The sequence below is a fragment of the Alcanivorax sp. UBA3183 genome, from assembly GCF_002364155.1.
Classification (GTDB): Bacteria; Pseudomonadota; Gammaproteobacteria; order Pseudomonadales; family Alcanivoracaceae; genus Alcanivorax; species Alcanivorax jadensis.
In genome coordinates, this window is sequence record NZ_DEXN01000018.1 from 1 (window position 1) to 11,730 (window position 11,730).

At 55.9% G+C, this 11,730-nt stretch carries 12 protein-coding genes; 8 read left to right on the plus strand and 4 right to left on the minus strand.

All coding sequences use genetic code 11. From position 1 onward, the window contains the following. The first annotated feature begins 48 nt into the window (after nucleotides 1-48). The 5 genes from B3Q33_RS08195 to B3Q33_RS08215 all read left to right on the plus strand — a co-directional run bounded on the left by B3Q33_RS08195 (nucleotide 49) and on the right by B3Q33_RS08215 (nucleotide 5,712). On the plus strand, nucleotides 49-243 hold the full coding sequence (locus B3Q33_RS08195; RefSeq protein ID WP_035249817.1) for a YheV family putative metal-binding protein: 195 nt from the start codon (nucleotides 49-51) through the stop codon (nucleotides 241-243). Between the two features lie 576 nt (nucleotides 244-819). Next, nucleotides 820-1,365: a fimbrial protein gene (locus B3Q33_RS08200; protein ID WP_272962820.1), complete on the plus strand. Its 546-nt coding sequence runs from the start codon at nucleotides 820-822 to the stop codon at nucleotides 1,363-1,365. Between the two features lie 71 nt (nucleotides 1,366-1,436). Beyond that, nucleotides 1,437-2,156: a fimbrial biogenesis chaperone gene (locus B3Q33_RS08205; RefSeq protein ID WP_272962819.1), complete on the plus strand. Its 720-nt coding sequence runs from the start codon at nucleotides 1,437-1,439 to the stop codon at nucleotides 2,154-2,156. Nucleotides 2,157-2,192: 36 nt separating this feature from the next. Next, nucleotides 2,193-4,697, plus strand: coding sequence for a fimbria/pilus outer membrane usher protein (locus B3Q33_RS08210; RefSeq protein ID WP_286827446.1), 2,505 nt, complete (start codon nucleotides 2,193-2,195; stop codon nucleotides 4,695-4,697). Further along, nucleotides 4,669-5,712: a fimbrial protein gene (locus tag B3Q33_RS08215; protein ID WP_198030674.1), complete on the plus strand. Its 1,044-nt coding sequence runs from the start codon at nucleotides 4,669-4,671 to the stop codon at nucleotides 5,710-5,712. Before B3Q33_RS08210 ends, B3Q33_RS08215 begins: the two co-directional genes overlap by 29 nt. On the opposite strand, the gene B3Q33_RS08220 is transcribed toward B3Q33_RS08215, so the two are convergent. From B3Q33_RS08220 to B3Q33_RS08230, 3 genes are all read right to left on the minus strand, one after another. Beyond that, nucleotides 5,709-6,050 (minus strand): hypothetical protein, encoded by a 342-nt coding sequence (locus tag B3Q33_RS08220; RefSeq protein ID WP_273009646.1) that lies wholly within the window; start codon nucleotides 6,048-6,050, stop codon nucleotides 5,709-5,711. The genes B3Q33_RS08215 and B3Q33_RS08220 overlap by 4 nt on opposite strands. A 155-nt stretch (nucleotides 6,051-6,205) precedes the next feature. Continuing rightward, complete coding sequence (locus tag B3Q33_RS08225) at nucleotides 6,206-7,405, minus strand: FAD-dependent oxidoreductase (protein WP_286827449.1); 1,200 nt, start codon at nucleotides 7,403-7,405, stop codon at nucleotides 6,206-6,208. A gap of 132 nt (nucleotides 7,406-7,537) precedes the next feature. Beyond that, the gene (locus B3Q33_RS08230) at nucleotides 7,538-8,314 is read right to left on the minus strand and encodes a ferredoxin--NADP reductase (protein ID WP_286827451.1); all 777 of its coding nucleotides are present in this window, start codon (nucleotides 8,312-8,314) and stop codon (nucleotides 7,538-7,540) included. A gap of 146 nt (nucleotides 8,315-8,460) precedes the next feature. On the opposite strand from B3Q33_RS08230, the gene B3Q33_RS08235 reads away from it, so the two are divergent. Genes B3Q33_RS08235 through cobS form a run of 3 tightly spaced genes read left to right on the plus strand, consistent with a single transcriptional unit; the run spans nucleotide 8,461 to nucleotide 10,613 of the window. Then, on the plus strand, nucleotides 8,461-9,345 hold the full coding sequence (locus B3Q33_RS08235) for a LysR family transcriptional regulator (RefSeq protein ID WP_286827453.1): 885 nt from the start codon (nucleotides 8,461-8,463) through the stop codon (nucleotides 9,343-9,345). Next, nucleotides 9,324-9,848 carry a M23 family metallopeptidase gene (locus B3Q33_RS08240; protein WP_286827455.1) on the plus strand — a complete coding sequence of 175 codons (525 nt, stop codon included), beginning with the start codon at nucleotides 9,324-9,326 and terminating at the stop codon, nucleotides 9,846-9,848. Before B3Q33_RS08235 ends, B3Q33_RS08240 begins: the two co-directional genes overlap by 22 nt. A gap of 30 nt (nucleotides 9,849-9,878) precedes the next feature. Further along, on the plus strand, nucleotides 9,879-10,613 hold the full coding sequence (cobS, locus tag B3Q33_RS08245) for an adenosylcobinamide-GDP ribazoletransferase (protein ID WP_232222132.1): 735 nt from the start codon (nucleotides 9,879-9,881) through the stop codon (nucleotides 10,611-10,613). A 108-nt stretch (nucleotides 10,614-10,721) separates the two neighbouring features. Here the strand turns inward: cobS and B3Q33_RS08250 are convergent, their stop codons facing one another. Then, complete coding sequence (locus B3Q33_RS08250) at nucleotides 10,722-11,516, minus strand: DUF3298 and DUF4163 domain-containing protein (protein ID WP_286827456.1); 795 nt, start codon at nucleotides 11,514-11,516, stop codon at nucleotides 10,722-10,724. Nucleotides 11,517-11,730: the final 214 nt, after the last annotated feature.

An 11,730-nucleotide genomic window follows, 5' to 3' on the forward strand; every position in this document is an offset into this window, starting at 1 on the left:
CAGGTTCGCGGCTCAAGCGCCGCCCCTACGGAGGGATAGGGAGCAACCATGAAACGCCAATTTATTGCCGGTGCCACCTGTCCGGAGTGTGGGCAGATGGACAAGATCCAACGCGTCATCGACGCCGACAAACAGTGGATGGAATGTGTGGCCTGCGGGGCGACAAAGGATCTGGATGCCAAACCCCCAGAAGCTAGCGATGCTTTGGCTAAACCGGTCACCCTGCAGCCAGCAAAGAAATAAGGTTTTCCTTTAGGCGCGGAGCGCAGGGGGGAATCGTCGTTTCCTTCAGAGAACGCCGAAGGCAGTCGGCAGCCAGCCGCTTGCATTTCCTTCCCCTCCCCCCCCCTGAAAGCAGCGCCAGTGGCGTTATTCACTGACGTCTCTGCTGGAGGCGTTGCACCACACCCTTTCTCCTCCGCCGCTACCGCTTATCCCGGCCGCAGTCCCGGTCCGTGACAGGCAGTTTCAATGCCCCTGTTCATATCAACGGTTGTCCGTTTTCCCGGCAAGTGCGAGGGGGAGGCTTATTACTCATTGTTTATTAGAAACATGAAATATTGAATCACATTCATGCTTTGATGGATTTTAATAATAAAAGCGTAGGACACATAAAATAAAGTAAGCGCTAATAACTATAAAGGTGACATCAGGATGATCAATCGTTATTAGAGTGTGTAAAAAAGTAAGCAAAGGTATCCAATTTTACAAATAACTTTCCTCAAGCCGTGCTAAGTTCCATTCCGCTGTCTGTTATGTGAACTGTTTCACTAAAACAAATAGCGAACTCAGTTGCGACCACCCAAAGAGGGAACTTCCATGCGCGTGAAAAAGCTTATTCTGGCTTCTGCCGTCGCGGTATTGTCTGCACCGGCCCTGGCGGTAGACGGTACTATTACATTCAATGGCCTGGTGACTGATCAGACCTGTGAAATCACCACTCCTGCGGGCAAAGACTTCACTGTCACTCTGCCCACAGTGTCTGCCAGCACGCTGAATGCGGCCGCTCAAACTGCCGGTCGTACGCCTTTTTCCATCAATCTGTCCAACTGCAGCAGCGATGGCAAAGTAGCGACCTATTTCGAGCCGGGCCCGACCGTTGATTTCGACACTGGCCGTTTGGTTAACCAGGCCAACGCTGCCGATGCTGCCACCAACGTACAAATTCAGTTGCTGGGCGAGAACAGCCTGTTCATTCCGGTTCAAGCTGCCGGTGCTGGTGGTGCGCAAGACAACTCCCAGTGGGTTGACGTAACCGCAGGCGGTGCTGCTGATCTGAACTACTACGCTGAATACTACGCTACCGCTGCAGCGACTGCCGGTACGGTTAATACCTCCATTCAGTACACCATCATCTATCAATGATGACGTGATGGCAGCTCCCGCCTCCCGGGGGCTGCCAACAATCTGAGCCGGGTAATGCAATGTTATTAAGAATGAAACTGTTCTTGCTGAGCGGCTTTCTGCTGTCGGCAGAGTGGGCGAGTGCCAGTGTGATTATTGATGGCACCCGTGTGGTTTATCCACAAAAAGCCCGCGAGGTGACTGTGCAGCTTCACAACACAGGTGAAACACCGTCGCTGGTGCAATCGTGGGTAGACGAAGGTGATAAGGATGCAACACCGGATTCGAGTTCGGCACCGTTCATCATTACACCACCCATTTCCCGTATAGAAGCGGGCTCTGGGCAGGCATTGCGCTTGACCTTTACCGGCAGGGATTTGCCCTCTGACCGGGAATCCTTGTTCTGGTTGAACGTTCTGGAAGTGCCTCCGGCACCGGAAAGTGCCGAGGACAAGAATCTTATGCAGTTGGCGTTTCGTTCAAGGCTGAAAATTTTTTATCGACCTGTTGGTCTTGCAGGTAGGGCGAATTTATCAAGCCACTCTCTTGAGTGTGGTTTTGAATCAGAAAACAGAGTCATGAGTTGCACCAACCCAACGCCTTACCACATAAGCGTTGTCAAGTTGGAGCTGGCCCATGAAAGCGGAGAAACGGATCCGGTTGAAAAGGGGCTGATGTTTTTGCCTTTTGCGACACATGATTTCGAAATCGGCTTCAAAAAAGATGTCAGGCAGGGAACAAAAGCCGTTTTTACATCGATAAATGATTTTGGTGGGGCGGTAGAAGCTAGCATCGATATATCCCAACGATAACGGAATAAACGGCCTAGAGGTCTGGTAAGGATGCCAATGCTGTCGGCGTTATCAATCAATAAAAGCTTCGCTATCGGTATGGCCATCCTGGCTGTCGGGTTTTGGTGTGGTACTTCCTATGCACAGGATGAACCTGCATCGTTCAACTCATCTTTCCTGATGGGTTCCGCCAGAGACATGGATACCTCCTTGTATAGTCACGGCAATCCTGTGTCGGCAGGCGAGTACCGGCTGGATATGTATGTTAATGGCCAGTGGTTTGGTAAACAGGATATTGTTTTCAAGCCGGTGCCAGGAGAAAAAAGCGCAGAAACCTGCTTTACCGCTGAGGAGCTTCAGTTCTATGGCGTCGACGTTGAGTCTGTCGGGGCGCCAGATATTGAGGTAAAAAAGTGCAAACCCCTTTCTGAATGGATTGGGCAGGCGCAATCTCGCCTCGAGATTTCCTCACTACGCATGGATCTGACCATTCCTCAGGAAAATATGCGCCGCGAGGCGAGAGGTTACGTGAATCCTGAGCTATGGGATCGTGGTATTGATGCCGGTTTTATCGGCTACGACCTGAATGCTACAACTATCCGTGCGGACGAATCAGGGTCTGGAATCTCAAACAGTGACAACCTTTATCTTGGTATGAATTCCGGTGTGAATGTTGCGGGGTGGCAGCTCCGGCATAACTCCAGCGTATCAAGGCGGTCCGGTGATGGTTACGATTTTCAGAAGACTTCCACATTTGCGCGTCGCGCGTTCTCAAAAATTCGTAGTAATCTGACCATTGGTGATAGCTTTACCAGTGGCGAGTTGTTCGATTCCGTAGCGTATCGAGGCATGAACCTTTCCAGTGAGGATCGCATGCTGCCTGATTCCATGCGTGGTTATGCCCCGGTGATTCGGGGCGTGGCTTCGACTAATGCCCGTGTCGAAGTTCGCCAGAACGGAAATCTTCTCTATAGCACCACAGTATCACCCGGAAACTTTGTCATTGATGATCTTTATCCCACAGGTTTCGGGGGAGATCTGGATGTGCTTGTCACCGAAGCTGACGGCCAGCAGCGCACCTTTAGTGTGCCCTATTCTTCCATTGCACAATTGCTGCGCGAGGGCATCGGTCGGCATAGCGTTACCGTGGCGCAACTACGCAATGACGAGCTGGAAGATGAGCCTCTGTTTATGCAGGCCACGTACCAGCGTGGCCTGTATCATGACATTACCGGTTACCTGGGCAGTACAGTCAGTCAGGGTTATCGCTCTGTTTTGGTAGGTGCTGGCCTGGCCACAGAGCTGGGTGCCTTCTCCTTTGATGTGACCCGATCGCAAACAGAATTCAGGAATAATGACGACAAGTTTGGTAATAGCGTTCGTATCAATTATTCAAAGATGCTGAATCAGACCAACACCAACTTTACGCTTGCCGCGTATCGCTACTCTACAAAAGGTTTTTATGGTCTGTCGGATGCCATGTTTGCCAGAGAGTTTGATGAGCAGCAGTTGAGTCTGGCAGCGCTGAGAAACCAAAAAAGCCAGTTTCAGCTGACATTGAATCAGTCTCTTGGTCGCCGCTACGGATCTTTATACTTCACCGGCTCTGTGCGTGATTTCTGGGATACTGAAGGTGAAACCAAGCAATACCAGATGGGCTATAACAACCGCTTCAGGTCTGTTAGCTATGGTATTTCTGCAATCCGTACCACAACCCAGGAAGGCGATGCAGATAATCAGTTTGATCTTTCCTTCACCATGCCAATCGGTGGTGGTTATAGCGGTCAATATATTGATGGTGGTGTTTCACTGGATGATGACGGTTATACATCGAGCCGTGCCGGTATCAATGGCTATGGTGGTGACCGAAACCAGTACAACTATGGTATGCGGGTAACTGATAACGAACAGAATGGTTCCACGGTTGGAGTAAACGGTGAATACCGGAGCCGCTTTGCGTCTGTTAATGGTTCCTACAGTTACAGTGATGATTACCAGCAGGCCTCTGCCGGTGCGCGTGGCGCTTTTGTGGCGCACAAGGATGGCATAACCATGACACCGCAACACGGTGACACCATGGTGCTTATTGAAGCCAAGGATGCCAAGGGTGCCGGAGTGGCAAGTGCCTCTGGTGTAGAAGTCGATGACTTTGGTTATGCGGTTTTACCCTATGTAACCCCTTACCGGATGAATCGCATCACTCTGGACCCCAACGGCATTGACAGAAATGTTGAGCTGAAAGGAACCAGTCGCAAGTTGGCACCTTATGCCGGTTCCATCACCAAGGTGACATTCGAGACAGAAAAAGGCCTTCCCATACTAATAAAAGCACACCGTCGTGATGGCATCAGTCTCCCTTTCGCTGCCAGAGTCTTTGATCTGTCTGGAAATGAAGTGGGTGTGGTTGGTCAGAGCAGTGTCATTTTTGTTCGCAGGGAGCAGCGTCAAGGGGTGTTGACGGTGAAGTGGGGTGGTGAGCAGTGCAGGCTGACCTATCAACTTGGTGATGTGTCTCCAGAACAGGAGTTCGGTTTTGAAAAAACCAATGCGATTTGTCACTGAGCGATTTGATGGCATGGCGGCGTACTGTTTATCCGTCAGCATGCTGTGTTTGCTAAGTATTACAGGTCATGCAGCTTGTTATGTGTCATCCGGATTTAGCGCTCAGGACGTGCGCATGGAATTGGGCCGTGTCCTGATCCAGCCGGATTTGCCGGTCGGGGCGATCATTCAGACCCTGCAAGTGCCGATTACCGCAAAAAACAATGCCGGGTCCTGTAACTTCGGAGGCTTTTCCAGAGGGGAGCTGGTGCGCAATCCTTCTGCTGTCCCCGGGTTTTCGAATGTGTATCAAACGGATGTGCCGGGGGTGGGGATTCGGCTTTACCGGGAAGCGGGTGATATATCGACCTACTATCCTCACCAGATCAATTTCAGCGGCAACCGGCAGTTAAACCTGATTGGCGGGTACTTCAAAGTGGAGCTGGTAAAGACGGCAGCGGCCACCGGGTCCGGGCCTGTTGGCCCCCCGGGATTGTTTTCAACGTATTATCTCGATGGTTCTGGCATTAACCGACCGGTTCTTACCTCCACGTTGACGGGGCAAGGGATCACTATTGTGAATTCATCCTGCCAGGTCGATGCAGGCTCAAAAAATATTGCCGTTAACTTCGGCTCGGTTTCCAACCGTGATTTTAGCGGGGTAGGGTCGAGGGTGAATCCGAGAGATTTCGAGATCCGTATGCGTTGCCAGGGCGGCAATGTTGCCGGTCTGGATCAGGGGCTCATCAAGGTAAGGTTTGATGGAACCCAGGACACATCAAACATGCCGGGTGTGTTGGCCATTGATAGTGGTCCGGCATCGGCTAGTGGTATTGGCATTCAGCTTAATCAGACGCTGGGAGGCACCGAGCAGACGGTTTCTTTAGGTGAAGGCGTTACCCTGGGCCGCACTCCTGTTAACGATTCGGCGGAGTTTGTGTTGCCCATGCGTGCTTACTATATCCAGACCCAGCCAGGCACAGTTGGCGCAGGGACAGGTAATGGCAGAGCCACGTTCACCATTGAGTACCATTAATGGTACTCAATGACATAGCGCATACTGGTCGGCTCCGTGCCAGAAGACGCAATACGCTCCTGAAGGTGTCCTGACCGGGTCTCTACCGCCACAGATTGGGTGTGACTGGATCCGGCGACAGGCTCAAGGTAGGTCTTGGCAATGTGCTGCCCGGCAGACAGCCCCTGATTGCCGCAGGAGTCCACGATCACGTCGGTATAACCGGCCTGGCTCTGCGTCCCCGGTTGGCAAGACGCATAAACAACCGCTCCCTGGAATGAGATCGTATTGCTGGCCATGGCTGCTGAGGTAGACAGTGCGAGTAGCGCGGCGATCCCTGTTCGGCTTGCAGTATTCATGGTGCCCCCTTCGATCACTGTTTAGTTATTTTGTCTAAGTGCGAAGGTTTACTTCTAGTGCTTTTTCATTGGTTTTATGTAGTGATTGGCGTGCTCTTTTACATTTTCAGCACTGAAAGGTGGAAAATGGAGGATGACCGGTTGCGGCAGAAGGATCAGTCGAGCAACGAACGTTTCCGTCCCGCCACCGTCTTTGCCATCTGCATGCGCAGCCATGGCACTCTCTCCATGATCGGAAAGAACAGGTCCCGCCCGGTGGATACGGTGCGGCTATGGGATTGAAACGCCGGGGTCAGCCAGCGGCTCATGCGCTGGTAGAAGCGGATTTGTGGCTCCCGCTGGCGATGATAGTGCGCCCAGGCCTGGGGCCAATTGTCCGTGTTGGCCACGGCCTGGCCGAGAGCCCGGGCATCCAGCAGGGCCATGTTGGCGCCCTGGCCCAGTTGCGGGCTCATGGCATGGGCGGCATCGCCAATGATGCCCAGCCGATTTTCCCCCCAGTGATGCATGATTACATCCCGGTAGGTGGCGGGGAGCAGCTGTTTCTGGTGTGTCAGGGGAGCCAACACTGATTCCAGTTGCGGCCAGAGCGTGAGTGCCTGCTGGCGCCAGCCGGCAAAATCAAAATCCGGGTGCTGCCAATCGTTCATCTGCGCCACCGGCAGGCTCCAGAAAAAACTGGCCAGGGCTTGCTCCGGCTGATCCGGGCGGCAGCCGGTGGGCAGGATGCCAGCCATCTGTCCGGCCTGGTGGTAGCGCTGTTGCAGCAACGGTGCCGCAAACGATTCGACCATGGGCTGCATGGCCCACATGGCTCCCCAGGGATAAAGCCGGTCATAGCGGGTCCAGGCGGCCGGGCGTAGACGGCTGTGGCTGCCGTTAGCAATCAACACGGCATCAAAGGACAGCCGGCAGGGCTCACCTGCCTGCTCGGCGATCACGGTGGCGTGATCCGCCAGGGTTTCCACGGCACTGACCGTGCAGTCCATCAGCCGTTGGTGTGGGAGTGTGTGCAGGTGCTGGTCCAATACATGGCAGAGACTGGCACGGTGCACGCCCAGGCCGTGGCTGTGAGCGTCCAGGCTGCGGTAGGTGGTGTTCATGATGCGCCGGCCTTCGCGGGTGTGGCCGACCAGAGCATCGACGCGGGCGCCGTAGCCGAGCATCGCCTGATACAGCCCCATCTCCTTGAGTACCGACAGGCCGGTGGGTTGTAGTAAAAGACCGGCCCCCACTGGCGCCAGTGCCTTGGCCCGTTCAATCAGGGTGATGTGGTGCCCTTGTTCGGCGAGCAGGGCGGCAGTGGCCAGGCCGGCGGTGCCGGCGCCGATAATGGCGATGGATTGTGGTTGCACTGATGAGCGTCCTTCCCCGAAAAGGCTTGCTCATGCTAGCAGAGCAAGGTGCTATGGTTTGGGCAAGGATCAAAAAAAACGGGCCGCGAAGCGGCCCGTAGCGTGTTGCGTGCAAGCATGTAGGCGTTTAACTCATTTCTCAACAAACGCCCGCTCGATCACATACTCACCCATCTCGCCGCCGCGGGTTTCCTTGAAGCCCCAGCCATCGAGAATTGCCTGGGTATCCTTGAGCATGGCCGGACTGCCGCACAGCATGAAGCGATCGTTTTCCAGGCTCGGGGTTGGCAGCCCCAGGTCCTCAAAGATCTTGCCGCTGGTCATCAGGTCGGTGAGGCGGCCCTGGTTGCGGAAGGGTTCGCGGGTCACCGTCGGGTAGTAGAGCAGTTTGCCTTTGACGAATTCACCGAAGAATTCGTTGTTGGGCAGCTCGCTCTGAATAGTGTCCTGATAGGCCAGTTCGGATATATGGCGCACCCCGTGGGTAAGGATCACCCGGTCGTACTGGTCGTAGACCTCTGGGTCCTTGATGATGCTCATGAACGGTGCCAGGCCGGTGCCGGTGGACAGCAGCCACAGATTCTTGCCCGGAAGCAGGTGGTCGGCTACCAGAGTACCGGTGGGCTTGCGGCTCACATAGATCTTGTCACCCGGCTGGATGTTCTGCAGCTGGGAGGTGAGCGGGCCGTCCGGCACCTTGATGCTGAAGAACTCCAGTTCTTCCTCATAGTTGGCGCTGGCGATGGAGTAGGCACGCAACAGCGGGCGGCCATTGTCCTGTTCCAGGCCGATCATGGTGAAGTGGCCATTCTTGAAACGGAAACCCGGGTCCCGGCTGGTGGTGAAGCTGAACAGGGTGTCGTTCCAGTGGCGCACGCTGGTAACGGTTTCAGTATTCAAATTAGACATAATTAATTCAGCGCTTATTCCAAAACTCCAGTTGGTGGAAATTTAATCGAAGAAGGTTTATCGGTAAAATGGGTAATTCCGATAGAATATATCGGTAAATACGATATAGGGGTGTGTCCACCTGTTCAGACAGCCCGGAGGGAGCCATGAAATTCACTCTGCGACAGCTCCAGGTCTTCCTGGCTACGGCGCACCATGAAAACATCAGTAAGGCAGCGGACAGCCTCAGCATGAGTCAGTCCGCTGCCTCCGGGGCGCTCAAGGAACTGGAGGCCCTGTACGATCTGAAGTTTTTCGAACGCGCAGGGAAGCGACTCAAGCTCAATGAGGTGGGGCGTCAGTTCTGGCCGCGGGCGGAGGCGTTGCTGGCCCAGGCCCGGGAGCTGGAGGCAGACCTGTTGTCGCACCGGGATCTGGGGCGCCTGAATGTGGGGGCCACGCTGACTATCGGCAATTATCTGGCGGTGGGCATCATGGCCGATTACATGGCAGAACAGCCCGGCGCCCGAGTACATCTGGAGGTGGCCAACACCCGGAACATCGTGGAGCGGGTGTTGGCGTTCGAGCTGGATCTGGGCCTGATTGAGGGCGAGCTGAACCACCCGGATCTGGAGCTGCTGCCCTGGTTGGAGGATGAGCTGGTGGTGTTTTGCAGCCCGAGCCATCCGCTTGCCGGTAAGGAAGCACTTACCGATGAAGAGCTGCGGGCGGCCCACTGGATTGTCCGCGAATCCGGTTCCGGCACCCGGCAGACCTTTGAACGTGCCCTGCATGGACTGGTGCCGGAGCTGGATCTGGCCCTGGAGCTGGAGCATACCGAGGCCATCAAGCGGGCGGTGGAAACCGGGCTGGGCATCAGTTGCCTGTCGCGGGTATGTCTGCGCGAGGCCTTCACTCGCGGGTCGCTGGTGGAATTACCGGTGCCCCACCGGGATTTCAGCCGTGATTTCTACTTTGTGCTGCATCGCCAGAAATACCGCAGCCCGGGCATTGAGAGGTGGCTGGAATTATGTCGCGCGTGCGCCGGATAACCGGTTACAGCCTGATAGGGCTGACACTGCTGCTGGCTCTCGGGTTGCTGCTGCCGGAGGGGCGCCAGGTCCCCGTGCAGGGCGCCGATAGCAACGACTGGCATCCGCAGACGTTCTGGTATCACCCCTGGGGCCAGTCCGGAGTGCACAAGGGCGTGGATATTTTTGCCGCCAGCGGCACACCGGTATTGGCCAGTAGTGGCGGTCTGGTGTTATTTCGCGGCGAACTGGCGCGGGGCGGCAAGGTCGCTCTGGTGCTGGGCCCTCGTTGGCGGCTCCACTATTATGCGCACTTGGCGGGCATTGCCGATACCGGCACCTGGCTATGGGCCGGGGAACCGGTGGGCACCGTGGGCAATAGCGGCAATGCGGTCGGCAAGCCGCCCCATCTGCATTATTCGCTGGTCAGCCTGTTGCCGTTGGTGTGGCAGGCAGACGGTGCTCCGCAGGGCTGGAAGAAGATGTTTTACCTTAACCCGCTGACGCATTTTGATGTGCGCTAACCTGTTGCTGCTGAAGGAGATCCCGTCATCGTGAAACAGGAGTGGCAGGCGTTCTGGCTGGCAGTGGGCTTCCTGACCCGGATTCCCATGCCGGTGACGATCGACTATTCACAGACGCTGATGAACCGCTCCAGCCTTTACTTCCCTTTGGTGGGGCTGTTGCTGGGCGGGCTTTATGCGGCGCTCTTTACCGGCCTGGCCGCGTTCTGGAGCCTGCCGGTGTGTATCGGTCTGGTGCTGGCCTTCCATCTCTGGATTACCGGTACTTTCCATGAGGATGGTCTGGCGGACAGCATGGATGCCCTGGGCGGCGGCTACACGGTGGCGCGGCGGCTGGAGATCATGAAGGACAGCCGCATCGGCACCTACGGTGCGGTGGCGTTGTTCGTGGCGCTGGGCCTGAAGGTTGTGTTGCTGATGGATGCCGAACCGGTCTGGCTGGCCCTGCTGGTGACGCCTGCCATCGGGCGGCTGACGCCCTTGCTGCTGATGCGTTTTCTGCCCTACGTGACCGACCCGGATACCAGTAAAAGCAAACCGGTGGCGGAGGCCTTCAGCGGACAGCGATTGCTACTGGCCACACTCTTTACCGTGGTGGTGGCGCTGCTGTTTTCGGTGTGGCTGCCTGCCTTGCTGGCAGTGGGGGTGGTCGCTCTGCTGTGGGGCGCCAGCCTGAAGCGGCAGCTGGGTGGCTATACCGGGGATGCATTGGGGGCCAGCGTGGTGTTTACCGAGTTGGTGTTTTTGTTGGGTTTGGCTCTGTAGGGTGAATTAGCCGCAGGCGTAATCCACCATGCATGCTCCTATTCCAACCATCACGCCTACGATGAAAAAGGTGGATTACGCCTGCGGCTAATCCACCCTACGTTTCCATCAGGGGTTGAGGTATTTCCCCCGCACAATCCCGTCCAGTTTTTCATACGGAATGGTCAGTTCCGGTTGCCCCATGGCATAAGGGGCGATGTGGTAGACGTTGTAGTGCAGCACCAGGCCGCTCTTGCCGAAGTAGACATTGTCGGTGGGATCGAAGGGCCAGCTGTCGCGAAAGGCCTGATCCAGCTCTTCCTTGTCCAGCCATTGCTGGTGCTGGTGACGGGCCAGCTCCCAGAAAGCCTGTTTTTTACCAGGCTCCAGCAGGTCAGCAAGGGTCAGTTTTTGCTGGCGAGCCAGGTCCCAGTGGAAGTACTGCACGCCGGGCTGGCCATGGGCGCCACCGGTGTATTCGTAGCTGTCCATGCGCAGGGTAAGCAGGTCGCCCTGACGGGTTTGACGCTTGATGGTGGCATTCAGCTCCCAGCCTTGTTTGGACGCCATGGCCATGTCTGAGGCATCGGCAAGGAAGGCATCCACCAGGCTTTCGATGGTGCCGTCATGGGGGGTGCTGCCCTGATTCTGAACCAGCATGCCGGCCAGTTGGGTGGTGATCGCCTCATTCAGGGTCGGCTGGTTTTCAAAGGTGATCCAGGCCAGGTTCACTTTCGGGCAGCCGTCGCCCTGGCATTGTTCATCGGTTTTTTCCAGGGTGTGGAGAATGCGCACCAGCTCACCGGTATGCCCCTGGGCGTCGGCGGTGCCCTGTTTTGCGGCAGACGGGTCGGTGTCCTGATTGTTGTTATCACAACCTGCCAGCAGTGCTGCTGCGAGCAGGAACACAAATGTCATGCGCATGGGATAGCCTTTTCGGGAAATTCGGGATGCGGGCATTTAACGGCAGTCGCCTTGCCTTTTGCAACCATGGACCTGGCAGGCTACTGAAAAACCCGTTGCATGCTCAGCGTGGCCTGAAGTGTGCAGCTGTTGTGTCTTGTCTTGACGGGCAGGGTGGCTCCCTTTCCTAGAGACAAGGCGCAGCAGATGTACGCTTCAGGCCGCGCCCTTCGGG